The organism is Salinispora sp. CH2A1_6 (assembly GCF_056820975.1).
The window spans coordinates 1-23465 of sequence record NZ_JBXEDG010000007.1; the positions used below are offsets into that span (position 1 = coordinate 1).

General features: G+C 71.3%; 22 protein-coding genes and 2 pseudogenes. 7 read left to right on the forward strand and 17 right to left on the reverse strand.

Going from position 1 to position 23465, the window contains the following annotated elements:
- Window positions 1–442 precede the first annotated feature (442 nt).
- Window positions 443–1729 carry a tyrosine--tRNA ligase gene (gene tyrS, locus AC1UKG_RS11900; RefSeq protein ID WP_018744058.1) on the reverse strand — a complete coding sequence of 429 codons (1287 nt, stop codon included), beginning with the start codon at window positions 1727–1729 and terminating at the stop codon, window positions 443–445.
- 74 nt (window positions 1730–1803) lie between these two features.
- Between tyrS and AC1UKG_RS11905 the strand changes: the two genes are divergently transcribed.
- A complete protein-coding gene (locus AC1UKG_RS11905) occupies window positions 1804–2214 on the forward strand; it encodes a PaaI family thioesterase (RefSeq protein WP_018814023.1) in 411 nt (136 codons plus the stop codon).
- 20 nt (window positions 2215–2234) lie between these two features.
- On the opposite strand, the gene AC1UKG_RS11910 is transcribed toward AC1UKG_RS11905, so the two are convergent.
- Both AC1UKG_RS11910 and AC1UKG_RS11915 read right to left on the reverse strand, forming a co-directional pair.
- Complete coding sequence (locus tag AC1UKG_RS11910; RefSeq protein ID WP_018744056.1) at window positions 2235–2858, reverse strand: hypothetical protein; 624 nt, start codon at window positions 2856–2858, stop codon at window positions 2235–2237.
- An 18-nt stretch (window positions 2859–2876) separates the two neighbouring features.
- A complete protein-coding gene (locus tag AC1UKG_RS11915) occupies window positions 2877–3380 on the reverse strand; it encodes a GNAT family N-acetyltransferase (protein ID WP_018735502.1) in 504 nt (167 codons plus the stop codon).
- A gap of 132 nt (window positions 3381–3512) precedes the next feature.
- Here AC1UKG_RS11915 and AC1UKG_RS11920 point away from each other — a divergent pair, with 132 nt between their 5' ends.
- The 3 genes and pseudogenes from AC1UKG_RS11920 to AC1UKG_RS11930 form a co-directional block, all read left to right on the forward strand.
- Entirely contained in the window at window positions 3513–4397 is an 885-nt protein-coding gene (locus tag AC1UKG_RS11920; protein ID WP_018744055.1) for a universal stress protein, read from the forward strand.
- A 141-nt stretch (window positions 4398–4538) separates the two neighbouring features.
- Entirely contained in the window at window positions 4539–5378 is an 840-nt protein-coding gene (locus AC1UKG_RS11925) for a universal stress protein (protein WP_018744054.1), read from the forward strand.
- Window positions 5379–5400: 22 nt separating this feature from the next.
- Window positions 5401–5490: pseudogene (locus AC1UKG_RS11930) on the forward strand (DNA-binding response regulator); the annotation flags it as partial.
- Between the two features lie 35 nt (window positions 5491–5525).
- On the opposite strand, the gene AC1UKG_RS11935 reads toward AC1UKG_RS11930, so the two are convergent.
- From AC1UKG_RS11935 to AC1UKG_RS11945, 3 genes are read right to left on the reverse strand one after another with little or no spacing between them, the layout of a single operon-like run.
- Complete coding sequence (locus AC1UKG_RS11935; protein WP_080644674.1) at window positions 5526–5792, reverse strand: flavin reductase; 267 nt, start codon at window positions 5790–5792, stop codon at window positions 5526–5528.
- A complete protein-coding gene (locus AC1UKG_RS11940; protein WP_018744052.1) occupies window positions 5789–5986 on the reverse strand; it encodes a hypothetical protein in 198 nt (65 codons plus the stop codon). The genes AC1UKG_RS11935 and AC1UKG_RS11940 overlap by 4 nt, the downstream gene beginning before the upstream one ends.
- Complete coding sequence (locus tag AC1UKG_RS11945) at window positions 5986–6210, reverse strand: hypothetical protein (protein ID WP_475889201.1); 225 nt, start codon at window positions 6208–6210, stop codon at window positions 5986–5988. Before AC1UKG_RS11945 ends, AC1UKG_RS11940 begins: the two co-directional genes overlap by 1 nt.
- A 229-nt stretch (window positions 6211–6439) precedes the next feature.
- Here AC1UKG_RS11945 and AC1UKG_RS11950 point away from each other — a divergent pair, with 229 nt between their 5' ends.
- On the forward strand, window positions 6440–7249 hold the full coding sequence (locus tag AC1UKG_RS11950; protein ID WP_482642905.1) for a helix-turn-helix domain-containing protein: 810 nt from the start codon (window positions 6440–6442) through the stop codon (window positions 7247–7249).
- A complete protein-coding gene (locus AC1UKG_RS11955; protein WP_025617771.1) occupies window positions 7246–7431 on the forward strand; it encodes a DUF397 domain-containing protein in 186 nt (61 codons plus the stop codon). Before AC1UKG_RS11950 ends, AC1UKG_RS11955 begins: the two co-directional genes overlap by 4 nt.
- Window positions 7432–7704: 273 nt before the next feature.
- On the opposite strand, the gene AC1UKG_RS11960 is transcribed toward AC1UKG_RS11955, so the two are convergent.
- Entirely contained in the window at window positions 7705–8331 is a 627-nt protein-coding gene (locus AC1UKG_RS11960) for a DNA-3-methyladenine glycosylase (RefSeq protein WP_482642906.1), read from the reverse strand.
- 71 nt (window positions 8332–8402) lie between these two features.
- Between AC1UKG_RS11960 and AC1UKG_RS11965 the strand changes: the two genes are divergently transcribed.
- Window positions 8403–11123, forward strand: coding sequence for an AMP-binding protein (locus AC1UKG_RS11965; protein ID WP_018814027.1), 2721 nt, complete (start codon window positions 8403–8405; stop codon window positions 11121–11123).
- Here the strand turns inward: AC1UKG_RS11965 and argH are convergent.
- The 10 genes and pseudogenes from argH to pheS form a co-directional block, all read right to left on the reverse strand.
- A pseudogene (argH, locus tag AC1UKG_RS11970) lies at window positions 11053–12411 on the reverse strand (argininosuccinate lyase); the annotation flags it as partial. The gene AC1UKG_RS11965 and the pseudogene argH sit on opposite strands and share 71 nt — an antisense overlap.
- 11 nt (window positions 12412–12422) lie before the next feature.
- Window positions 12423–13631, reverse strand: coding sequence for an argininosuccinate synthase (locus AC1UKG_RS11975; RefSeq protein WP_018744039.1), 1209 nt, complete (start codon window positions 13629–13631; stop codon window positions 12423–12425).
- The gene (locus AC1UKG_RS11980; RefSeq protein WP_018744038.1) at window positions 13628–14143 is read right to left on the reverse strand and encodes an arginine repressor; all 516 of its coding nucleotides are present in this window, start codon (window positions 14141–14143) and stop codon (window positions 13628–13630) included. Before AC1UKG_RS11980 ends, AC1UKG_RS11975 begins: the two co-directional genes overlap by 4 nt.
- Complete coding sequence (argF, locus tag AC1UKG_RS11985; RefSeq protein WP_018744037.1) at window positions 14140–15099, reverse strand: ornithine carbamoyltransferase; 960 nt, start codon at window positions 15097–15099, stop codon at window positions 14140–14142. The genes AC1UKG_RS11980 and argF overlap by 4 nt, the downstream gene beginning before the upstream one ends.
- Complete coding sequence (locus AC1UKG_RS11990) at window positions 15096–16409, reverse strand: acetylornithine transaminase (protein WP_482642907.1); 1314 nt, start codon at window positions 16407–16409, stop codon at window positions 15096–15098. The genes argF and AC1UKG_RS11990 overlap by 4 nt, the downstream gene beginning before the upstream one ends.
- Window positions 16406–17293: an acetylglutamate kinase gene (gene argB, locus AC1UKG_RS11995; RefSeq protein WP_018744035.1), complete on the reverse strand. Its 888-nt coding sequence runs from the start codon at window positions 17291–17293 to the stop codon at window positions 16406–16408. The genes AC1UKG_RS11990 and argB overlap by 4 nt, the downstream gene beginning before the upstream one ends.
- A gap of 58 nt (window positions 17294–17351) precedes the next feature.
- Window positions 17352–18524 carry a bifunctional glutamate N-acetyltransferase/amino-acid acetyltransferase ArgJ gene (gene argJ / locus AC1UKG_RS12000; RefSeq protein ID WP_482642908.1) on the reverse strand — a complete coding sequence of 391 codons (1173 nt, stop codon included), beginning with the start codon at window positions 18522–18524 and terminating at the stop codon, window positions 17352–17354.
- A complete protein-coding gene (gene argC / locus AC1UKG_RS12005) occupies window positions 18521–19522 on the reverse strand; it encodes an N-acetyl-gamma-glutamyl-phosphate reductase (protein WP_018744033.1) in 1002 nt (333 codons plus the stop codon). Before argC ends, argJ begins: the two co-directional genes overlap by 4 nt.
- Before the next feature lie 185 nt (window positions 19523–19707).
- Complete coding sequence (gene pheT, locus AC1UKG_RS12010; RefSeq protein WP_482642909.1) at window positions 19708–22293, reverse strand: phenylalanine--tRNA ligase subunit beta; 2586 nt, start codon at window positions 22291–22293, stop codon at window positions 19708–19710.
- Between the two features lie 36 nt (window positions 22294–22329).
- Entirely contained in the window at window positions 22330–23397 is a 1068-nt protein-coding gene (gene pheS / locus AC1UKG_RS12015) for a phenylalanine--tRNA ligase subunit alpha (protein ID WP_018744031.1), read from the reverse strand.
- Window positions 23398–23465 lie beyond the last annotated feature (68 nt).

Below are 23465 nucleotides of genomic sequence, written 5' to 3' on the forward strand. Positions count from 1 at the left end.
CAGCCCGCCACTCTCGCGCCAGGCACTTTTACTACTTTACCCGGTGGTTTCTGCCGTGTCAAACCGCTTTGCTGCGATCTGTCGGCTTTCAGCCACTTTTGGGCACCACAACGTCGCCGACTGTCCGTCGCCTTCGTCATGATTTCGGCAGACCGGCCGCTTGCGGTTTCCCGCTAGCGCGCCCGGCTCCTGCCGGCGGCTAACCTTACCCGGTCGGTTTCGCCTCGCCAAATCCGCCTACCGGCGAGTCTGGGGCACCGCCCAAGCGAACCATCCAAGCCGTGAGGCTTGGTCAGTCCGAGAGGTCGTTTCCAGCACTCCGGCCGCTCGGGGCGACCGCCCCGTTTCGTCCGTTCCGCGCTGGCAGAGAGAAAGTTACGCGTCCGACGGAGCTACCGTCAAATCCGCCGGACGCGTCCCCGGTCACATCATCAGGATCTGGCTATTTTCGCAGCTCAACACCGGCGAAGGAACGCTTCCCCCGACGCAGGACCAGGTAGCGGCCGTGCAACAGGTCCGCCGGAGTGACGACCGCGTCCGTCGAGGACACCCGGTTGTTGTTCAGGTAGGCACCCCCCTCGGCGATCACCCGACGGGCTTCCTTGTTGCTCGGCACCAGGCCAGACTCTTTGAGTAGCCCGACCACGTCGGGTAGCTCGTCGAGGTGGACCAGGCCCGCCTCGGTCAGGGCGGCGCGCAGGGTCGCGGGCGAGAGCTCCGCCAGCGACCCCCGACCGAACAACGCCTGACTCGCGGCGACCACCTGGGCCATTTCCCGCTCGCCATGCACCAGGGTGGTCAGCTCCTCGGCGAGCGCCCGCTGGGCGACGCGTGCGGCGGGTCGCTCCGCCGCCTCCTTCTCCAGGGCCTCCAGCTCGGCCCGGGGACGGAAGCTGAAGTAGCGCAGGTAGTGGGCGACATCGCGGTCGTCCGCATTGACCCAGAACTGGTAGAACGCGTAGGGACTGGTCAGCTCCGAGTCGAGCCAGATCGCCTCACCCTCGGTCTTGCCGAACTTCGTACCGTCCGACTTGGTGACCAACGGCGTGGTGAACGCCTCCACCGGCCCCGCGCCCCGGCGACGGATGAAGTCGACGCCAGCGGTGATGTTGCCCCACTGGTCGGAGCCGCCGAACTGGAGCTGACACCCGTGGCGTCGATGCAGTTCGAAGAAGTCGTTGGCCTGGAGCAGCTGGTAGCTGAACTCGGTGAAGCTGACCCCGCTCTCCAGTCGGGCCCGCACCACCTCGCGCGCCAGCATCCGGTTGACCGGGAAGTGTTTGCCGACATCCCGCAGGAACTCCACCACCGACATCTCGCCGGTCCAGTCCAGGTTGTTGACCAGCTGTGCCGCGTTCGCGCCCTGGTACGACACGAAGGGGGCCAGCTGGTTCCTGATCCGGGCCACCCATCCCGCCACCACCTCGGGCGGGTTGAGAACCCGCTCGGCGCTCTCCTTCGGGTCACCGATCTGCCCGGTCGCCCCGCCTACCAGCAGCAGCGGCCGGTGGCCGGCGAGTTGGAGCCGCCGGGCGGTGATGACCTGCATGAGGTGACCGACGTGCAGGCTCGACGCGGTCGGGTCGAAGCCCACGTAGAAGGCCGCTCCCGGGCCGTCGAGCAGCGCGCGCAGCTCGTCGAGGCCGGTGGAGTCCTGGATCAGGCCACGCCACCGCAGGTCGTCGAAGAGTGTGTCCCGCTCTGCCGGCGGGGGGCTGGTGTCGGTCACAGTCTCCGATTCTCCCCCATGACCAGCCGGCCCGGCGATCGGGATTACCGGCCCGCTATGCTGGCCGCCCCGCAATGACGAAGGGCTATGCCGTGGACGATCCAGATCTGACCGGCGGCTTCGTGGGCCTGCTGGGGCTGCGCTACGAGGAGGTCAGCGCCGACCGGGTGGTCCTCCGCTGGCAGGTCCGTCCCGAGCTACACCAGCCGTACGGCATCCAGCACGGCGGTGTCTACTGCTCGGTGGTCGAGACAGCGGCGAGTGTCGGCGGGGCCGCCTGGCTGGGCGACCGGGGGCAGGTCGTCGGCGTGTCGAACCAGACCGACTTCCTGCGGGCAGTCCGGTCGGGTGAGTTGACCGCTGTGGGCACCCCGGTCCACCGGGGCCGCAGTCAGCAGCTGTGGCAGGTGGAGATCACCGACAGCGATGACCGGCTGGTGGCACGCGGCCAGGTCCGGCTACAGAACCTGTCCGCGACCGGATAGCCGCAGCCGGTGGCCGCGCGCTAGGCGGCGGCGGGAAGGTCCAGCACGTACGCGTCGCCCTCCCGGCGGAAGCCGAGCCGGTGATAGTAGGGGGCGACCATGCCGGGCGGGGTGACGACCTGCCGGAAGCCCTTGGCGGTGAAGAGGCGGCTACGCCGGTACACGAACTCGCCCGGAGTGAAGTCCCGGAACCGCTGGGTGACATAGTCGAGGTCGACCTGGGCCACCCCACCCGGCTCCGCGTGCGCCAGCACCACCCCGACCACCTCATCGGCCTTGACGACCAGGAACGCGGACCGCTCCCCGCCTCGGTGCCAGGTGAAACCGGGGTTGAACCGGGCGATGTCGGCGGCGTGCACCCGCAGCGTGTGGGCCAGGAACTGGTCGTCAACGCCCACCTCAACCACCTGGTAGGTCGCGGTGTCGTGGCGGGTCGCCAGCATGCCGCGCAGGTACCACACGTTGATGCCGGCCAGCACGACGTTCAGGCCAACCATCGGCCATACCGGGATCGCCGCGTTGTAGCCGATCAACACGACGCACCCGACCAGGTTCAGGGCGCGCAGCCGGAGGATAGCGGTCTGCAGTAGCGACCAGACCAGCACCGCAGAGCCGGCCCAGCCGATCAGTTCCAGCCAGTTCACCTCGGCGAGGGTAGTACCTCAGCTCCGCGCGGGTGCGGGGGCGGGGTCAGTGAGCTCCAGGATCCACTCCTGGACCTCGACGCCCCGCCCTGGGGCATACCCCTGGTCCTCGCCGGTGACGACGAAGCCGCACTTGCGCAGCACGGCCAGGGAGGCCCGGTTGTCCTTGGCCACCCGGGCGTGCACGGGCCGGCGGGGCAACTCACCGAGCAGGACGACGAGCGCACCGGTCGCGTACCCCTGACCCCAGCGACCCGGATCGATCCAGTAGCTGACCTCGGTGCGTCCGTCGGCGGGGAAGACATTCACGTGGCCTACCACCTCATCACCAACCACCACCGTCCGCGACACCACCGTCGGATCGGCGCGGATCCGCGTCCAGTGCGCGTCGAACGCGGTGCGGTCGGCGGGGTCGGCCGGGCCGAACGCCGCCATCCAGTTGGCCTCGGCATCCTGCTGGTGGGTGAAGAACAACGGCAGATCACTGTCGAGTACGGGGCGCAGGCGCAGATCGGTGGGCATCGCGCGATAGTAGCTCCGGCCGAGGCCGCCGAGCGAAGGACCATTGGCCCCAGGCTTGGGCCGACCGCCCCTGATTGGGCCGCGGCCGGCCCGGCAGGCTGAAGGTGAACGAGCCGAAGGAGGGCAGACATTATGACGAGCAACGCCGGCGCCCCGGTCGTGGTGGGTGTGGACGGTTCTGCCGCCGCGTTGGACGCGGTCCGGGTAGCGGTGCTCGAGGCGGAGTACCGGCAGCGCCCGCTCCGGGTGGTGCACGCCTTCATCTGGCCGTTGACCGGGACCCCGTTGACCCCGGTTCCCGGCGCCCCGGTCACCGCCGGGCTGCGCAACCAGGCCGACGAGTATGTGCGGGAAGCGGTGGAACAGGCCCGCAAGATCTCCCCCGACCTGCGGATCACTGGCGTCGTGGTGGACGGGGCGCCCACTCCGGTGCTGGTCGAGGAGGCGCGGGAAGCGGTGCTGACGGTGCTCGGCCACCGGGGTCTCGGCGGCTTCGCCGGGCTGCTGCTCGGCTCGGTCACCGTGCAGGTCGCTGCCCGGGCGACCAGCCCGGTGCTGGTCGTCCGAGGTGAGCCACGCGCGGACGGTCCGGTTGTGGTGGGTGTCGATGGTTCGCAGCTGTCCACCGAGGCGGTCGCCTTCGCATTCGAGGAAGCGGCCCGCCGGGACGCTCCGCTGGTAGCCCTGCACGCCTGGCTCTTCCCCACCCCCGTCGGCCCGGGGGACATCCTGCCCCTGGTCTACGACCTGGACGCCGTCGAGGGCGAGGAGGAGCGGACCCTCGCCGAGTCGCTCGCCGGTTTCGCCGAACGGTATCCGCAGGTGCAGGTGCGGCACCGGGTCGTGCGTGGGGCTCCGGCGCGGGTGCTGGTAGAGGCGTCGAAGAGCGCGCAGCTGGTGGTCGTCGGCGCACACGGGCGCGGTGCCCTCGGCGGGCTGCTGCTCGGCTCGGTCAGCCACGCCGTCCTGCATCACGGGCACAGCCCGCTGGCCATCGTCCGACCCGCTACCGGCTGACTGCACCGCCGCGGAAGCGGCGGCCTCCCGCCGGTTCGGCCACGCCCCGGTGAACGCCACGATCCCGTTGACGTCGTTGCTCGCAACACCGGGCCTGCCACACCGGTCCAGGGGACAATATGCCGACAGAGGCTGAAAGGGATGCTGATGAACCGACCCGTGGTGGTAGGGGTGGATGGCTCGCCACCGAGCCTGGTGGCGGCGGAGCACGCCGCCCGCGCCGCGGTGCAGCGGTCGCGACCGCTGCACCTGGTGCACGGCTACCTGCACCCGTCCGGGTTCGGGGTTCCCATCAACCCGTACGAGTTTGGGGTTCCGGCCCCGAACGACGACGCGCAGTCGATGCTGGAACGGGCCGCGGCCGAGCTGGCCGACCGCTGGCCCGGGCTGACCATCCAGGTACGGCAGGTCGCCGGCGGGCCGGGAGCCACGCTGATTGAGGAGTCCCGCCGGGCGGAACTGGTCGTGGTGGGTAGCCGGGGTCACGGCGGCTTCGCCGGGCTGCTGCTCGGCGCGGTCGGTTCGCAGGTCACAGCGCACGCGCACAGCCCGGTACTGGTGGTCCGGCCCACCGATAGGCCGATCGAGGTGGGCGGACCGGTGCTGGTCGCGGTGGACGGGTCGGAGTCGGCGGAGGTCGCGGTCGGGCAGTCCGCCGACGAGGCCACCCGGCAGCAGGCCGAGCTGGTGCTGGTGCACGTGCACACCCCCGGCGCGACCGACGCCACGGAGGTGCTGGACACCGCGGTGGCGTCGGTGCGCGGCAGCCACCCGGGGCTGACGGTGACCGCCCGCCAGCTGCGGGCGGAGAAGCCGGACCAGGCATTGATCGACGCAAGCCGGGACGCTGCCCTGATCGTCGTGGGGACCCGGGGACGAGGCGGATTCACCGGGATGCTGCTCGGCTCGGTCAGCCAGTCCCTGGTGCAGCACGCCCACTGCCCGGTGCTCGTGGCGCACGCGTACGGTCGAGGACGCTGACCGGTCCGGGCGCAGTGGGCCCGTCACCCGCCTGCTCAGCCTCTCAGCCGCCAGAGATCGGGTCCAACTGGTCATTGCCGCTTACGAAGCCGGCCTGGTCACCGTGGCTTGACCAGGGTCTTCACCAATGCGGTCGGGTGGCTCTCATCAGACCCACGCGAGGAAGCGACGATAGAGGTCGGACGCTCGATTCACCTGCGAAAGTTGTGCATCCGCCTCGGTCATCAATGCGCTCAGATACACACGCAAGGCCACCAGGTTTCCGCGGTACTCGATCAGAAGGGCGGCTCTGGCCGCCGGGCAGGGCCACTCGGCCCGGCAGGTGCCGCAACCCCACAGGGGACGCATGGGTAGGTGTGTCCGGTCGGCGACCGAACGTCCCGGATTCGGGCGAGGGAGCCTCGGGCTGGTCATCGCAGCACCCGGAGCACGATGGCCGCCACGATGATGACCAGGATGAGCGCCGCGATCAGCTGGTGCCGGGTGGTGGCGGGCGGCGGGGGCGGGCTCGGTGTGCGCGGCCGCACCCGGTCGCCATCGGGCAACGGCGGCGTGCCGTACGGGTCGGGATGTGCGCGCCGGTCAACGGGCGGGTCGTCGTCGGCCATCACAGCCTCCTCAATCCGGTGAGCACAGCCTCAAGTACATCGATACTCGGGTACGAGGTGTAGTGCACCCGCGCACGACCCACCGCACGACCGCGAGTTTCCGCACTCAGCGGATGCCCTGGATCCTTCTCCGGCACAGCATCCTTCGGTCGGTTGTGGTTGATCGAATAGCTGAACGCGGTCCCGATTTTCCCAACTGATAGCTGTTCGGCTGTGACTGGCAAGGCAGACTCCCGGACGTGAGTGGATGTTGATAGACCGCTCCCGCACCCGCGGAATACGGGAGCGGCCCGACAGCGCCTCCGGCGGGCTCGGATACCTCCACCGGCTTACGCCGTCTGGTTCCACCATGGGCGTTGACCGACTACTCTCGGAACACCTCACGCCCGATTGCGGAGAGCGGCAGTCGTTCGAAGCACGGCAGGGAATTGATCTTTCAGACTGTGGAGAGGCATGGAATCCGTGGCTGTTTCACCCTCCGAGTACCTGTTGCGTGAGCTACGGCGGCGACGTACCGCAGCAGGGCTAACTCAGGCGCAGCTAGGTGAGAGGCTTTTTCTGTCGGACTCGCAAGTGAGCGCGATAGAGACCGGCTCTAAGGCCCCAACGCGTGAATACCTAGCCGATATGGATAAAGCGCTAGATCTGGGTGACCACTTTGTAACCATATGGGACGAGCTGGTACGAGGTGACGCTACGCCCGTCTGGCTACGTGAGTGGCTGGTGGTCGAGCGCGAGGCGACGTTGCTGCGGTGGTACGAGCCTGCCTATGTGCCCGGCATCCTCCAGACGGAGGCGTACGCGCGAGCAACCTTGAGTAACGGCCTTCTGACGGCGGACGAGGTTGAGGAACGTGTCGCATCCCGGCTAGAGCGACAATCTGCCCTAACCAGCAGTACGCCAACGCACCTCGTGGCGGTCGTGGACGTAATGGTCTTGCGCCGGCAGATTGCCGGACGGCCAGAGGTAATGGAAGATCAAATCGAACGCGTGATCAAGCTGGCGGCGCTACCGCACGTGCAGGTCCTCGTAGTTCCCGAGGAGGCAGGCATCTACCCTGGCCTACAGGGAGGATTCATCCTGGCGACAATTGAGGACGGGAGCGTGGCGGCGCACCTGGACCACCAGGTCGAGGCACGGGTGGTGAACCAGCCGGATCGACTTGCTACTCTCCACCGCGTCTGGGAGGTAGTTCGAAGTGAAAGCCTCTCACATAGACAGTCACTCGAAGTCATCAAGAAAGCGGCGCAGACATGGACATGACAGGTGCCAAGTGGCACAAGTCGACTTACTCGGGTGCTAACGGCGGATCTTGCGTGGAGGTGGCAAACAACCTTCCCGGCGTCGTGTTCGTACGGGACACCAAGGACCGAGATGGTGGCAGCCTCCGTTTCAACCCCCAGGCGTGGCAGGCATTCGTCGCGCAGTTGCCCGAGCAACACTGACCCATCGTCAGCGCAAAGGCCCGACTCGCAGGGAGTTGGGCCTTTGCGCTAGAAGCTTCAGCTACTGTGGGCGTCCTCGGACAAGGCCCCAAAGCCCACAGGTACAGATAACTGCAGTCCACCAGAAGGCCTTGGCCAGCGGACCATCCGGCGTCCCCGGGGCCCCGAACGGCCCACCTCCCCGTACCGTTCTGCGGCTCGACATGCACCATGCTGAGCCGCTGCTAACCCAGATCGATGCGGCCCTCCGGCAGCGCTACCAGGCGAAGCTGCTCAGGCGCTGGGGCGAGCGGGCCGGCGCCGGGGTATGTGGCGGCGATAGGCGCTGACGGTCGGGTCGCCGGCCAGCCAGAACCGCCACGGCACGTCGTGCGCACCGGTGACGCCGACCCGTGGCCCGGCCGCTACGGCCGTTTCCGGCACTGGTTCGAGGGGTGGACGCAGTCGGATCGGGCCGTCGCCGAGCAGGTACCGCCCGTATGCCGAGCGGTCGACGCCCAGTGCGGCGCAGAGCCGGGCCGGCCCCCGGGCGAGGTCCCGGTCGGATCGCGCCGTCTGACGGCGGGACCGGGCCGGGGCGTGGCCGGCGATCACTTCTCCCGCCCGCACCAGCACCGCCGCGGCCTCCCCCTCTGGGCCGGTCACCACATTCAAGGCCCAATGCATGCCATACGTGAAGTAGACATAGACATGCCCGGATGGGCCGAACATCGCCGCGTTGCGCGGAGTGCGCCCCCGGTGGGCGTGTGAGGCCGGGTCCTGGGCGGTGCCCGCGTACGCCTCGACCTCGGTGATGCGGAGGGTGACCTCGCCGGCGCGGAGCTGGGCGCCGAGCAGGCCGCGCGCCGCCGGCACCACCGGTCCGCCGAGCAGGACGGCTAGTCGCGCGAGATCATCCACGGCTGCGACCCTATCCCGGGGTGATGCGGGTCGCCAGAACTATGGATTAGGCCAGCCTTACCTTAGAGTCGATGCTCGTGACTTCCGCATCCGCCCTGTTCCCGGCCGTGCAGGTGCCGTTCGTCCGCGACCTGGCAACGCATGGCGAGCGCACCGCGATCGTTACCCGGGACGGGGAGATCTCATACACCGACCTCGCCGCTCGGGTCGCGCGAACCGCCGAGCAGCTTGGCGTGGGGCGACGGCTCGTGCTGGTCGTCGGCGCGAACACGGTCGACTCGCTGGTGACGTACCTGGCCGCGATGCACGCGGGTCACCCGGTCCTGTTGGTACCCGAAGACCGGGCCTCGGCGCTCGCCGGCCTGATCGAGACGTACGACCCGGACGTGCTGGTCAGCGGCGCCGACGAGGGCTGGCGGATCGAGCACCGCCGCGCCACCTCCGCGCATGACCTGCACCCCGACCTGGCCCTGCTGCTCTCCACCTCCGGGTCGACCGGCTCCCCGAAGCTGGTCCGGCTCTCCCACACCAACCTGCAGGCCAACGCGGAGGCGATCGGCGAGTACCTGGGCATCCGCGACACCGACCGGGCGGCCACCAGCCTGCCACTGCACTACTGCTACGGCCTGTCAGTGGTCAACAGCCACCTGGCCCGGGGCGCCGCGCTGGTGTTGACCGACCTGTCGGTCGCCGACACCTGCTTCTGGGAGCTGTTCCGGGAGGCCCGGGCCACCACCCTCGCCGGAGTGCCGTACACCTTCGACCTGCTGGACCGGGTCGGTTTCGCCGCCATGGACCTGCCACACCTGCGATACGTCACCCAGGCCGGTGGTCGACTCGCACCGGAGCGGGTGCGTCAGTACGCCGAGCTGGGTCGGGGCGCGGGCTGGGACTTCTTCGTCATGTACGGGCAGACCGAGGCGACCGCGCGGATGGCGTACCTCCCACCGGACCTCGCCTTCGACCACCCGACGGCGATCGGGGTACCGGTGCCCGGCGGCGACTTCCGGCTCGCCCCGGTCGCCGACCATCCGGACCCGGAGGTCGGCGAGCTGGTTTACGCCGGCCCGAACGTCATGCTCGGCTACGCCCACTCTCCCGCCGATCTGGCGCTGGGCCGCACCGTGGACGAGCTGCACACCGGGGACCTGGCTCGGCGTACCGCAGCCGGAGTGTGGGAGATCGTCGGCCGCCGTAGCCAGTTCGCCAAGATTCTCGGGCTACGGGTTGACCCGCAGCAAGTCGAGGCGCTGCTGTCCGCGCACGATGTCACCGCCAGCTGCATCGGCGGTGACGACGAACTGATCGTGGCGACCGTCGGCGCCGAAGACCCACGCCGGGTACGCCTCCTGGTCGCCGGTGAGGTGGGGCTGCCGCCGCGGGCCGTGCGGGTGCTCCCCCTGGCCGAGTTGCCCCGGCTCGCCTCCGGCAAGCCCGACCTGGCGACGCTGCGTGAGCTCGCCGCCGAGAGCGCGGCGCCGCCGGCGGCGCCGGCCGGCGACCTCTGCACGCTGTACGCGGAGGTGCTCGACCGCACCGATGTCACGCCCGATCGCAGCTTCGTCGACCTCGGCGGGGACTCCCTGTCGTACGTCGAGATGTCGGTGCGGTTGGAGCGGGAGCTGGGTGACCTGCCGGCGGACTGGCACACCCTGCCGATCGCAGACCTGCGCCGATCCAGCGCAGCTCCCGGACGCGCTCCCCGGCCACGTCGGCGGCGTTCGCTGGAGACCAGTGTGGCGCTGCGGGCGGCGGCGATCGTGCTGATCGTCGGCTCACACATCCCGATGTTCACCATCACCGGTGGGGCACACCTCCTGCTCGCGGTGGCCGGCTTCAACTTCGCCCGGTTCCAGCTCACCACCGCCGGGCGGGGAGAGCGGCTACGGCAGATCGGCGTCAGCCTGCTGCGCATCGTGCTGCCCACGGTGGCGTGGATCGGTGCGGTGATGCTCTTCGACGACCAGTACCGACTGAGCACCCTACTGCTGGCCAACAGCATCCTGCGGCCCGACGACGCCCCACACGGCTGGCACTTCTGGTTTATCGAGACGGTGGTCTACCTTCTGGTGGCGCTGTCCGCCCTCCTCGGCCTGCGCCGGGTCGACCGCTGGGAGCGGCGGTACCCGTTCGCGTTTCCGCTGGGGCTGACCGCGGTCGCGCTGCTCGGTCGGTACGACGTCCTCGGCCTCGAGGCGGGCCATGACCTGCCGGCGGCGCTCGTGGCCGGCTGGCTGTTCACGCTCGGCTGGGCGGCCGCCCGAGCCGAGGGGGTATGGCAGCGACTGTTGGTCACGCTCGCCGCGGTGGCCACCGTGCCGGGCTTCTTCGGGCAGCCGGCCCGCGAAACCCTGATCGTGGCCGGCTTCGCGTTACTGACCTGGCTGCCGACCGTGCCCAGCCTGGGCGTGCTGAACAAGGTGGCGGGAGTCCTCGCCGGCAGCTCGCTCTACATCTACGTGACCCACTGGCAGGTCTACCCGCACCTGCGGGAGCTGCCGCTGGTCGCCCTCGCCGCGTCGCTCGCGCTCGGCATCGCGTATGCCGCGCTGGTCAGCCGCGTCTGGCGTTGGGCCGCCACCCGCCGCCCGTCAATGACCTGGTCAGGTGAACCGGTCAGCGGGGAACGACCTGTTCGGCGGCCCACTCCCGCCAGCCAACGAGCTGGTCGGCGGCGGCGGCGAGCTGCTCGGCGACCGGACCCGGGCCGGTGGAGCCCGGGGTGGTGCGGGCGGCGAGCGCGCTCCGGACCGACAGCACGTCCCGGACCGACGGGTCGAGGTGCTCGCTGACCGCGGCGAGGTCGGCGTCGGAGACCTCGTCGAGCGCGCAGTCCCGGGCCACGCAGAGCGCCACCAACCGGCCGGTGATCTCGTGCGCCTCGCGGAACGGCACCCCACGGCGGACCAGCCAGTCGGCCACCTCGGTGGCGAGCGAGAAGCCCTCCGGCGCCGCGGCGACCAGCCGGTCGGCCCGTACCGTCATCGTGGAGATCATCCCCGCGAGGGCCGGCAGGAGCAGCTCCAGCGTGTCCACCGCGTCGAAGGCGGGCTCCTTGTCCTCCTGCATGTCCCGGTCGTAGGTCATCGGCAGGCCCTTGAGCATGGTGAGTACGCCCACCAGGCCCCCGACGAGCCGGCCGGACTTGCCTCGGGCCAACTCGGCGATGTCCGCGTTCTTCTTCTGCGGCATGATCGACGAGCCGGTGGCGAAGGCGTCATCCAGCTCCACCCAACCGAACTCCGGCGACGTCCACAGCACCACCTCTTCGCCGAGGCGGGACAGGTGCACGCCGATCAGCGCGGTGGTGAAGAGGAACTCGGCGACGAAGTCCCGGTCGGCGACGGCGTCCATCGAGTTGGCGAAGGACGTCCGGAAGCCCAACTCCCGGGCGACCGCCACCGGGTCCAGCGGCAGGCCGGAGCCGGCGAGGGCGCCGGCTCCGAGTGGACTGATCGCCGCGCGGTGGTCCCAGTCGCGCAGCCGCTGTAGGTCGCGCAGCAGCGGCTGCACATGGGCGAGCAGCCAGTGCCCGAAGGTGACCGGCTGGGCGGGCTGCAGGTGGGTCATGCCCGGCGTCGCGGTGTCCACGTGCCGCCCGGCCTGCTCGACCAACGCCTCGGCCAGCTCGACCAGTCGAGCGGCCACGCCCCGGGCGTGGTCACGCAGGTAGAGCCGCAGGTCCGTGGCGACCTGGTCGTTGCGGGAGCGGCCGGCGCGCAGCTTGCCGCCGAGTCGGCCGAGCCGCTCCAGCAGCCCCCGCTCCAGGGCGGTGTGCACGTCCTCGTCGTCGACGGTGGGCCGGAACGTGCCGGCGGCGCAGGCGGCCTCCAGATCGTCCAGGGCGGCCAGGATCTGCCCCAGCTCCTCGGCGTCCAGCAGGCCGGCGCCGGCCAGGACCCGGGCGTGCGCCCGGGACCCCGCGAGGTCGTAGGGGGCGAGCCGCCAGTCGAACTGCACACTCACCGACAGCCGGGCGAGTGCCTCGGCCGGGCCGCCGGCGAAGCGGGCTCCCCACAGGCTGGTCCGGTTGGTGGCTGCGCTGTTCTCGGTCAGGCTCTTGTCGTCCACCCCGCCCATTGTGGCAGCGCTCACCGCGCCCCACCCAGCCGGGCGTCCCGCTCCGCCGACATCTTGCTGGGCAGGCCCCACAGCTGCACGAACCCCTTGGCGAGGGACTGGTCGAAGGTGTCACCGGTGTCGTAGGTGGCCATGCCGAAGTCGTACAGGCTGGCCTCGGACCGCCGGCCGGTGACGGTGACCCGGCCGGCGTGCAGGGTGAGCCGTACCTCGCCGGAGACGTGCTGCTGCGAGTCGTCGACGAAGGCGTCCAACGCGTCCTTCAGCGGGGAGAACCACAGGCCGTCGTAGACCAGCTCGCCCCAGCGCTGGTCCACGCTCCGCTTGAACCGGGCCAGGTCGCGCTCGACGGTGACCGCCTCCAGCTCCTGGTGGGCGGTGATCAGCGCGATCGCGCCCGGCGCCTCGTACACCTCGCGGCTCTTGATCCCGACGAGCCGGTCCTCGACCATGTCCAGCCGGCCGACGCCCTGCGCGCCGGCACGCCGGTTCAGCTCCACGATCGCCTGGTACGGGGTGACCGTCTCCCCGTCGATCGCGACCGGGTTGCCGGCGTCGAAGGTGATGACGACCTCGTCCGCGTCCCGCGGCTGGGCCGGGTCGGCGGTGTAGGAGTACAGGTCCTCGATCGGCGGGTTCCAGATGTCTTCCAGGAAGCCGGTCTCGACGGCCCGGCCCCACAGGTTCTGGTCGATCGAGTAGGGCGACTTCGCCGACACGTCGATCGGCAGCCCCTTCTCCTCGGCGAACGCGATCGCCTTGTCCCGGGTCCAGGCGTAGTCCCGGGCCGGCGCGATGATCCGCAGGTCCGGGGCGAGCGCCCCCAGGCCGACCTCGAAGCGGACCTGGTCGTTGCCCTTGCCGGTGCAGCCGTGCGACACGATGGTGCCGCCGTGCTTGCGGGCCGCGGTCACCAGGTGCTTGACGATCAGCGGCCGGGACAGGGCGGAGACCAGCGGGTACCGGCCCTGGTAGAGGGAGTTAGCCCGGACCGCGGGCAGGCAGTACTCGGCGGCGAACTCGTCGCGCGCGTCGACCACCTCGGACTCCGCGGCCCCGCAGTCGAGCGCCCGCTGCCGGATCACCTCCAGGTCCTCACCGCCCTGCCCGACGTCGACCGCCACGGCGATCACCTCGGCGCCGGTCTGCTCGGCCAGGTACGGGATCGCGACGGAGGTGTCCAGCCCTCCGGAGTACGCCAGAACGACCCGCTCAGTCATGATGTGATGCTCCTTTCAACGTTGTCTTCGCGGCGGGCCCAGCCGGCGAGTTGGTCGCCGAGCGCGGCTCCGCCGTCGGCCTCGCGGGCCACGACGAGGATGGTGTCGTCGCCGGCGATCGTGCCGACGACCTCGGGCAGGCCGGCGCGGTCCAACGCGCTGGCCAGGTACTGGGCCGCACCCGGTGGGGTACGGAGCACGGCGATGTTGCCGCTGGCGTCCACCCCGTTGAGCAGCTCGCGCAGCAGGCGCACGAGACGCGCCGGCGCGGTCTCGGCCTCCCGCAACGGACGCTGGCCGTCCTCCGGGATCAGGTAGACGCCGCGGCCGTCGCCACCGCGCACGGTGACCGCGCCGAGTTCCTTGAGGTCCCGGGAGAGGGTCGCCTGGGTGGCCTGGATGCCCTCCCCCGCCAGCAGGTCGCCCAGCTCGGTCTGCGAGTGGATCGCCTTGTCCCGGATCAGTTCGACGATGCGGGCGTGCCGGGCGGCACGGGTCAGCGGGCCGCTCATGCGCGCTGCCCGGTGTGGCCGCCCGACGCCGGCGCGTCCGGGCCGAGGAGGAATGTCAGCAGCGCCTTCTGGGCGTGCAGCCGGTTCTCCGCCTGGTCGAAGACGGCGCTCTGCGGGCCGTCGAGCACCTCGTCGGTGATCTCGTCGCCGCGGTGCGCGGGGAGGCAGTGCAGCACGATCGCGTGCGGCGCGGCGTGTGCGAGCAGCGCCGTGTTGACCTGGTACGGGCGGAACGGGGTGACCCGGTCCAGCCCGTCGGACTCCTGCCCCATCGAGGTCCAGGTGTCGGTGGCGACGGCGTCGGCGTCGCGGACCGCCGCCACCGGGTCGATGCCGGTACGCACCGACCCGCCGGTGCCGGCGGCGATCTTCTCCGCCCGGGCCAGCACCCCTGGGTCCGGGCTGAACCCGGCGGGCCCGGCGATCCGGACGTGCATGCCGGCGGCGGCGCCGGCCAGCAGGTACGAATGGCACATGTTGTTCGCCGTGTCGCCCAGGTACGCCAGCGTCCGCCCGGCGGTACCGCCGAGGTACTCGCGGACGGTGAGCAGGTCGGCCAGGAGCTGGCACGGGTGGTACGTGTCGGTGAGCGCGTTGACCACCGGCACGGTCGCGTGCGCGGCGATCTCGGCGATCCGCTCGTCCCCGTGGGTCCGCAGCACGATCGCCGCCACGTAGCGGGACAGCACCCGTCCGGCGTCGGCGAGGGTCTCGCCCCGGCCGAGGTGGGTCACCTGGCTGTCCACCACCAGCGGATGTCCGCCCAGCTCGGCGATGCCGACGTCGAAGGACATCCGGGTCCGCAGGCTCGGCTTGTCGAAGAGCACCGCCACCGCTCGCGGGCCGGCCAGGGGGCGGTACCCGAAGCGGTCCGCCTTCATGCCGGCGGCCAGGTCGAGCACGGTCGCCTGTTCGGCGGGAGTGAGGTCGTCGTCCCGCAGGAAGTGCCGGATCATGCCCTGGCCTCCGTCGTGGTTGGGGTGGTCGGGGTCGGAATTCTGGCCGGTTGGGCCGGCGGGTTGGCGTTACCCGGTCCCGTTGGCGCGGCGGCCGGGGTCGGGTCGGCGGCGGCGCGGGTCGCGTCGAGGTCGGCCGGGGTCGGGCTGGCGGCGTCGAGGGCCGCCGGCAGGGCGGCCAGGAAGGCGTCGGCCTGGTCGGCGGTGAGAATCAGCGGTGGGGCGAGCCGGATGACACCCGGCTGCACCGCGTTGGCCAGGAAGCCCGCCTCCCGCAGCGCCTCGACGGCGACCGCCGCGACCGGCGCGGTCAGCACGATCCCGAGCAGCAGGCCGGCGCCCCGCACCTCGGCGACCAGGGGATGGTGGAGCGCCTGGACACCCCGGCGTATCCGCTCTCCGACCCGCTCGACGTGGTCGAGCAGCCCGGTGCCGGCGATCGTGGACAGCACCGCCAGCCCGGCGGCGCAGCTGATCGGGTTTCCCCCGAAGGTGGTGCCGTGGGAGCCGGGGCGCAGCAGGTCGGCCGCGGGCCCGAAGGCGATGCAGGCGCCGAGCGGCAGGCCACCGCCGAGCCCCTTGGCGAGCGTCACCACGTCCGGTTCGATGCCCTCGGCCTGGTGGGCGAACCAGTGCCCGGTACGGCCGATCCCGGTCTGCACCTCGTCGAGCACCAGCAGGGCGCCGTGCTCGGCGGTGATCCGGCGGGCCTCGGCGAGGTAGCCGGCCGGCGGTACGACGATGCCGTTCTCCCCCTGGATCGGCTCCAGGATCACCATCGCGGTCGCGTCGGTGACGGCCGCCGCCAGCGCGGCGCTGTCGCCGTAGTCGACGTGGGTGACGGTGGTGGGCAACGGACGGAACGGGTCGGCCTTGGCCGGCTGGCCGGTGAGCGCCAGCGCCCCCATGGTGCGGCCGTGGAAGCCGCCCCGGGTCGCGACGACCTCGGTCCGCCCGGTGAGCCGGGAGATCTTGAACGCCGTCTCGTTCGCTTCGGCACCCGAGTTGGCGAAGAAGACCCGTCCCGGTCGACCGGCGAGGGCGAGCAGCAGCTCGGCCAGGGCCACCGGCGGCTCGGCGGTGTACAGGTTCGACACGTGCCCCAGCGTGGCGACCTGCTTGGAGACGGCGGAGACCACCGCCGGGTGGGCGTGGCCCAGGGTGTTGACGGCGATGCCGCCGAGCAGGTCCACGTACTCCCGGCCGGTGTCGTCGACCACCACGGCACCGGCCCCGCCGACCAGTGCGAGCGGCGGAGTGCCGTAGTTGTCCATCATGGAATCTTGCCAGCGGTCACGGAGCGGGCTCATCCGGGAATCACCATGGTTCCGAAGCCTTCCGAGGTAAAGATCTCCAACAGGGTCGAGTGCGCGACCCGCCCGTCCACGACGTGCGCGGCGGGCACGCCCCCGCGCACCGCCCGCAGGCAGGCCTCCATCTTGGGAACCATCCCCGACTCCAGGGACGGCAGCAGCTTCGCCAGCTCGTTCGCGGTGACCTCACCGATCAGGCTGGACCGGTCCGGCCAGTTGGCGTACAGGCCCGGCACATCGGTCAGGACGACCAGCTTGCGCGCCCGTAACGCGATCGCCAACGCCGCCGCGGCGGTGTCCGCGTTGAGGTTGTGCGGCACACCGTCCGCATCCGGGGCCACCGTCGAGAGCACCGGGATCCGGCCAGCCTCGAGCAGGTCGGTCACCGCCGAGATGTCCGCCGACTCCACGTCGCCGACCTGGCCGATGTCGACCGGCCGCCCATTGACGTACGCCGGGCGTCGGACCGCGGTGAACAGACCCGCGTCCTCGCCGGAGAGCCCCATCGCGAACGGACCGTGCGCGTTGATCAACCCGACCAGTTCCCGGCCGACCTGCCCCAGGAGCACCATCCGGACCACGTCCATCACCTCGGGCGTGGTGACCCGCAGCCCACCCCGGAACTCACTGTCGATGCCGAGGCGATCCAGCATCGCCGAGATCTGCGGGCCGCCGCCGTGCACCACGACCGGCTTCAGACCGGCGTGGCGGAGAAAGACCATGTCCGCGGCGAACGCCCGCCGCAGCTCCGGATCGGTCATGGCGTTGCCGCCATACTTGACCACGACGGTCGAGCCCGCGAACCGGGCCAGCCACGGCAGCGCCTCGATCAGGGTGGCGGCCTTGGCCTGGGCGCCGGTGAGATCCGCGGTGTAGCTCATGCCCGAACCTGCCTTCCGTCTCCGATCGCGGTGCCGCGCCACGCGGCGATCCTCGTGCTCACGACGAGTACGCCGAGTTCTCGTGCACGTACCCGTGGGACAGGTCGTTGGTCCAGATCGTCGCCGCGGCCGCGCCCGCCCCCAGGTCGATGCAGATCGTCACGTCCACGCCCCCGAGGTCGACCTTGGAACGGTCCTCGGCGGCGGCGCCGCCGCGGCACACCCACACCCCGTTCACCGCCACGTCGACCCGCTCCGGCTCGAACGCCGCGGTGGTGGTGCCGACGGCGGCGAGGATGCGCCCCCAGTTCGGGTCGTTGCCGAACAGCGCGGTCTTGACCAGGTTGTTCCGGGCCACGCTCCGGCCCACCTCGACCGCGTCGTCCTCGCTCGCCGCGCCGACCACGTCGATCGTGATCTGCTTGGTGGCGCCCTCGGCGTCGGCGACGAGCTGCTGCGCGAGGTCGTGCGCGACGGCGGTGACCACGGCGGTCAGCTCGGCCTCGGTGGGCGTGACGCCGCTCGCACCGCTGGCCAGCAGCAGCACCGTGTCGTTGGTGGACATGCACCCGTCCGAGTCGATCCGGTCGAAGGTGACCCGGCAGGCGGCCCGCAGCGCCGCGTCCAGGGTCTCCGGGTCGGCGACCGCGTCGGTGGTGAGCACGCTGAGCATCGTGGCCATCGCCGGCGCGAGCATGCCCGCACCCTTGGCCATCCCACCGACGGTGAAGCCCGCGCCGTGCCCGACCGCGTTCTTCGGCCGGGAGTCGGTGGTCATGATGGCCTCGGCGGCGGCCGGTCCGCCGTCCTGGCTCAGCGCCTCGACCGCCGACCCCACCCCGGGCAGGAGCCGGTCCATGGGCAGCCGCTCGCCGATCAGACCGGTGGAACAGACGGCCACCTCGCCCGCGCCGAGGTCCAACCCGGGGGTGACGGCGGTCAGTACCGCCGCGGTGTGCTCCGCGGTGGCGTGGGTGTCCTGGAAGCCACCGGGGCCGGTGCAGGCGTTGGCGCCGCCCGTGTTGAGGATCGCGACGCGAACCAGACCGCCCTGGACGACCTGCTGGGTCCAGAGCACCGGCGCGGCCTTCACCCGGTTGGCGGTGAAGACACCGGCCGCCCCGGCGTGCGGGCCGTCGTTGACGACCAGGGCGACGTCGGCCACCCCGCCCTCCCTGAGCCCGGCGGGCACCCCGGCCGCCCGGAATCCACGGGGAGTCGTGACGCTCACGGGGTGACCCCCCAGACGGAGAGGCCGGTGGCCTCCGGCAGGCCGAGCATGATGTTGGCGTTCTGCACCGCCTGGCCGGCCGCGCCCCGACCGAGGTTGTCCAGGCCGCTGACCACGATCAACCGCCCGGCGTCAACGTCGACGGTCGCCTGCAGGTGGCAGGAGTTGGAGCCGAGGGTCGCGGCGGTGTGTGGCCACCGCCCCTCGGGGAGCACGTGCACGAAGGGCGCGTCCGCGTACGCCTCGGCGAGCACCGCCTGCGGGTCGACCTCGCGTACGGGCACGGCGGTGACGGTCGCGAGGATCCCCCGTGGCATCGGCGCCAACACCGGGGTGAACGACAGGCTGGTCGCCCCGGTCGCCTGCTTGATCTCCGGAACGTGCTGGTGCGCGCCGACCCGGTATGGCGACAGGTCCCCCATGACCTCGCTGGCGAGCAGGTGTGCCTTGGCGGCGCGACCGGCGCCCGAGGTCCCGGAGGCGGCCACCACCACCACGTCGGCGGGCTGGGCCGCGCCGGCGGCGATCAGCGGGGCGAGCGCCAGGATGATGGCGCTGGCGTAACAGCCGGGGTTGGCCACCCGGGTCGCGGCGGCGACCCGCTCGCGCTGACCCGGCAGCTCGGGCAGACCGTAGGTCCACTGTCCGGCGTGGGTGCCGCCGTAGTAGTTGGCCCAGGCGTACGGGTCGGCCAGCCGGTGATCGGCACCGAGGTCAACCACGCGCACCTCGGGCGGCAACTGCGCGGCCAGCGCCGCCGACTCACCGTGCGGCAGCGCCAGGAAGACCAGGTCGGCATCGGCCAGGGCCGCCGGGTCGGTCTTGGCCAGCACCAGATCCAGCCCGGTCAGTTGCGGGTGCACGGTGTCCAGCCGGTGCCCGGCCTGGCTGTGCGCCGTGGCGGCGACCAGGTCGAACTCCGGGTGCCCGGCGATCAGGCGCAGCAGTTCACCCCCGGCGTAACCGCTCGCGCCGGCGACCGCAACTCGGATCCCCATACCTACCTCCGTATGACAATGCAGGGAAGGTTAGCAGTGACTGCATGATCATACAAAGCATTGCATGGCGATGAGGTCGTGTTCTAGATCACCAGCCGCCACCGACGGAAGGGCCCGCGTCGCGATACGCGACGCGGGCCCTTCGACGGAAAACCCCAAACGGCGGGAAGAGGCCACCTCTGCCCTCACACGCCGCGGAGAGTAGCGCCGAAGCGCTCCGCGACACAGGCAACCGCCGCATCCCGCGCCGCGACCGCCTCCTCCACCGTCAGCGTCCGATCCGGCGCCCGGAAGGTCAACTTGTACGCCAACGACCGACGACCCGCGCCGAGCTGCGCACCGGCGTACACGTCAAAGAGCCGAACCGACTCCAACAACGCACCGGCCCCCGCCACCAGCGCCCCCTGCACCTCGGCCACCGGCACGTCGACATCGACCACCAACGCCACGTCGATCAGGGCGGGCGGGAAGGACGAGAGCACCGGGGCCTGCCGTACCGAAGCCGCCGGAACCGCGTCCAGATCCAGCTCCATCGCGGCGGTACGGCGGGGCAGCTCCAGCTCGGCGATCACCGCCGGATGCAGCTCGCCCGCGTACCCGACCGCCACGCCGTCCACCACCAGAGACGCACAGCGCCCGGGGTGCCAGGGAGCGTGCTCCGCGGCTCGCACAGCCACCCGGTCCTCGGGAATGCCGGCGGCGGCAAGCACCGACCGGGCCGCCGCGACCGCGTCCGCCCAGCCCGCCGCGCGTCCCTCGCCCCACCAGCCACCCGGCTCGACCTCACCGGCGAGCACCACGGCAACGTGCCGCGGCTGCTCCGGCAGCACCGCGTCGGCGGCGGCGAACTCCGCGTCCGACGGCCGGTGCTCCACCCCCATCGCCGGCGGAGAGCCAGCCGCCGCCCGCGGGTGGAAGACCGTACCGATCTCGTAGAGCGCGAGGTCCCGCTGGCCTCGGCCCAGGTTCCGCCGGAGCACCCCGAGCAGCGGGCCGAGCAACGTCGTCCGCAGCGCCGGCTCCTCCTCCGACAGCGGGTTGGCCAGCCGCACCGCCCGCCGCCGGGCATCATCGGCCGGCAGGCCCAGCTGGTCAGCCAGCTCGACCGCCACAAACGGCGCGGAGAGCACCTCCACGTACCCCTGGTCGGCGAGCATCCTGGCCACCGCCCGCTGACGCCGCTGCTGCCAGGTCAGGCCCCGGCCGGCGGGGGCCACCGGCAGCACCGCCGGCACCCGGTCGTAGCCGTCGAGGCGAACCACCTCCTCGACCAGGTCGGCCGGGTCGGTCAGATCGGGCCGCCAGGTCGGCGGGGTAACCAGGAACGACACCGCGTCACCGGCGGCGACGCCCACCGCACCCGGATCCGCGGCGAGTCGATCCGGGCCGGCAACGACCGTGCAGCCGACCTCGGTGAGCAGGGCAGCCACCCGGTCCGGCGAATAGGCCACCCCGACCCGTCGGGCTGGCAGGTCCGCCGGCAGGACCACCGGGGCCGGTGCCGACACATGATCGATGTCGAGGATCTCCGCACCGGCCGCACCGCCGCCATGCTCCACCAGCAGCCGCACCGCCCGCTCGACGGCGACCAACGGCAACGCCGGGTCCACGCCCCGCTCCCACCGCTTGGCCGCCGCGCTGAACAGCCGGTGCCGGCGGGCCGTGCGCCCCACCATCACCGGATCCCAGTGCGCGGCCTCGAACAACACGTTGCTGGTCTCCGCGACCACCTCGCTGCTCTCCCCACCCATCACGGCGGCGAGCGAGATCGGGACACCGGCGTCCGCGCCAGCAGCCGGATCCGGGTTCGGCAACCCGGCGTCAGAGATGACCATGTCCTCGGCGACCAGCGTGCGCGCCACCCCGTCCAGGGTGGTCAACCGCTCCCCCGCCACCGCCCGGCGGACCACCAGCGAGCCGGTGATCCGGTCAGCGTCGAAGGCGTGCATCGGCTGGCCCAGCTCGAGCATCACATAGTTGGTGATGTCGACCGGCAACGAGAGGCTGCGGATACCGGCGGTGGTGAGCCGCTGGACCATCCAGGCCGGCGATGGCGCGGCCGGGTTGACACCACGGACCATCCGCGCCGCGAACCGGTCACAGCCGACCGGATCCCGCACCTCCACCGGGTACGCGGGCGCCTCTGTGCCGGCCGGGGCGGACGCGAGGCCCGGGTCCCGAAACGGCACCCCGAACGCGTGCGACAGCTCCCGGGCGATCCCCCGCACCGACATCTGGTAACCCCGGTCCGGGGTCAGCTCCACCTCGACCACCACGTCGTCGAGGCCCACCACGGGGCGGGCGTCGTCACCCGGCTTGGCGGGGCTGGAGCCGGGCAGCACGATGATGCCGGCGTGGTCCTCGCCCAGGCCCAGCTCCTTCGCCGAGCAGATCATGCCCTTGGAGTTGCGCCCGTACGTCCGGCGCGCCCCGATCGTGAAGTCGCCGGGCAACACCCCGCCGGGGAGGATCACCACCACCCGGTCGCCGACCGCGAAGTTGCGCGCCCCGCAGACGATCTCCTGCAACTCGCCGGTGCCGTTGGCGTCCCCCACGTCCACCCGACAGAAGCGAATCGGCTTCTTGAAGCCGGTCAGCTCCTCAATCTCCCGCACCTCGCCGACGACCAGCGGCCCGGTGACCGTATCGGCCAGGTCCACGACGGACTCCACCTCGAGACCGAGGCCGACCAGGGACTGCTCAAGGTCGGCCGGGGTCAGGTGCGCCGGCAGGTCAACGTACTCACGCAGCCAACTGACAGAAACTCGCATGACTCAGATCACCGTCTCCGTAACTCGTGCCCGCGCCTACGCGCCGTACCCGAACGCCCGGGCGAACCGGACGTCCCCCTCCACCAGGTCCCGCATGTCGCCGACGCCGTGCCGGAACATGACCGTACGGTCGATGCCCATGCCGAAGGCGAATCCGGAGTAGACCTCCGGGTCGATGCCGCAGGCCCGCAACACCCGCGGGTTCACCATGCCGCAGCCACCCCACTCGACCCACCGCGCACCCTTGCGGTGCTCCGGGAACCACACGTCGAACTCCGCCGACGGCTCGGTGAACGGGAAGTAGTGCGGCCGGAAACGGGTTCGCGCCTGGGGCCCGAACATCGCCCGGGCAAAGTGGTCCAGCGTGCCGCGCAGGTGCGCCATCGTGATGCCACGATCCACCACCAGGCCCTCGACCTGGTGGAAGACCGGCGCGTGAGTGGCGTCCAACTCGTCGGTCCGGTAGACCCGGCCCGGGCAGATCACGTGGATCGGCGGCGTGCGGGTCAGCATCGTCCGCGCCTGCACCGGCGAGGTGTGGGTCCGCAGCACCATGCCGGAGTGCTCCGGCGCGACGTGGAAGGTGTCCATCAACCCCCGCGCCGGGTGGTCCGGCAGGATGTTGAGCGCGTCGAAGTTGGTCCACTCCAACTCGACCTCGGGACCCTCGGCCACCTCGTAGCCCATTCCGACGAAGAAGTCGGTGATCTGCTCCATCAAACTACTGACCGGGTGGCGGGCCCCGGCCGGACGCCGGTCGGAGGGCAGGGTGACATCCACCCGCTCCTCGACCAGCATCCGCTCGGCCTGCTCCCGCTCCAGTACCTGCGCGCGCGCGGCGTAGGCGCTCTCGATCGACCGGCGGGCCTCATTGACCCGCTTGCCGGCGTCGGCCTTGGCGGCCGGCGGCAACGCGCCGATCTCACGTCGGGCCAGCGACGCCGGGGCCCGGTCCCCGAGGTGGGCCGGGCGCAGCGCGGTCAGCTCATCCGGATTGGCGGCGGCGGCGAACGCCACCTCGGCGGTGGCGACAGCCTCGGCCAGTGCGGCCGGGTCGAGCAGGGCGACCTGCTTCGGGTCGTACGGGTCGTTGCGGTAGGACATGGCGTACAGGCACTCCCTCACGGCGGCGCCGGCCTTGTCAGGCGGCGAAGCGAGTCTACGGACGCGCG

Bases quoted from the DNA above. Each gene is read 5' to 3' on its own strand.
- AC1UKG_RS11920 (WP_018744055.1), top strand. From the start codon at position 3,513: ATGACGAGCAACGCCGGCGCCCCGGTCGTGGTGGGTGTGGACGGTTCT.
- argF (WP_018744037.1), bottom strand. From the start codon at position 15,099: ATGATCCGGCACTTCCTGCGGGACGACGACCTCACTCCCGCCGAACAG.
- AC1UKG_RS11935 (WP_080644674.1), bottom strand. From the start codon at position 5,792: ATGACCAGCCCGAGGCTCCCTCGCCCGAATCCGGGACGTTCGGTCGCC.
- argC (WP_018744033.1), bottom strand. From the start codon at position 19,522: ATGGGGATCCGAGTTGCGGTCGCCGGCGCGAGCGGTTACGCCGGGGGT.
- AC1UKG_RS11905 (WP_018814023.1), top strand. From the start codon at position 1,804: ATGACGAAGGGCTATGCCGTGGACGATCCAGATCTGACCGGCGGCTTC.
- AC1UKG_RS11975 (WP_018744039.1), bottom strand. From the start codon at position 13,631: ATGACTGAGCGGGTCGTTCTGGCGTACTCCGGAGGGCTGGACACCTCC.
- AC1UKG_RS11955 (WP_025617771.1), top strand. From the start codon at position 7,246: ATGACAGGTGCCAAGTGGCACAAGTCGACTTACTCGGGTGCTAACGGC.
- AC1UKG_RS11940 (WP_018744052.1), bottom strand. From the start codon at position 5,986: ATGGCCGACGACGACCCGCCCGTTGACCGGCGCGCACATCCCGACCCG.
- AC1UKG_RS11950 (WP_482642905.1), top strand. From the start codon at position 6,440: ATGGAATCCGTGGCTGTTTCACCCTCCGAGTACCTGTTGCGTGAGCTA.
- AC1UKG_RS11925 (WP_018744054.1), top strand. From the start codon at position 4,539: ATGCTGATGAACCGACCCGTGGTGGTAGGGGTGGATGGCTCGCCACCG.
- pheT (WP_482642909.1), bottom strand. From the start codon at position 22,293: ATGCGAGTTTCTGTCAGTTGGCTGCGTGAGTACGTTGACCTGCCGGCG.
- AC1UKG_RS11915 (WP_018735502.1), bottom strand. From the start codon at position 3,380: ATGCCCACCGATCTGCGCCTGCGCCCCGTACTCGACAGTGATCTGCCG.
- AC1UKG_RS11965 (WP_018814027.1), top strand. From the start codon at position 8,403: ATGCTCGTGACTTCCGCATCCGCCCTGTTCCCGGCCGTGCAGGTGCCG.
- AC1UKG_RS11990 (WP_482642907.1), bottom strand. From the start codon at position 16,409: ATGAGCCCGCTCCGTGACCGCTGGCAAGATTCCATGATGGACAACTAC.
- AC1UKG_RS11980 (WP_018744038.1), bottom strand. From the start codon at position 14,143: ATGAGCGGCCCGCTGACCCGTGCCGCCCGGCACGCCCGCATCGTCGAA.
- argB (WP_018744035.1), bottom strand. From the start codon at position 17,293: ATGAGCTACACCGCGGATCTCACCGGCGCCCAGGCCAAGGCCGCCACC.
- pheS (WP_018744031.1), bottom strand. From the start codon at position 23,397: ATGTCCTACCGCAACGACCCGTACGACCCGAAGCAGGTCGCCCTGCTC.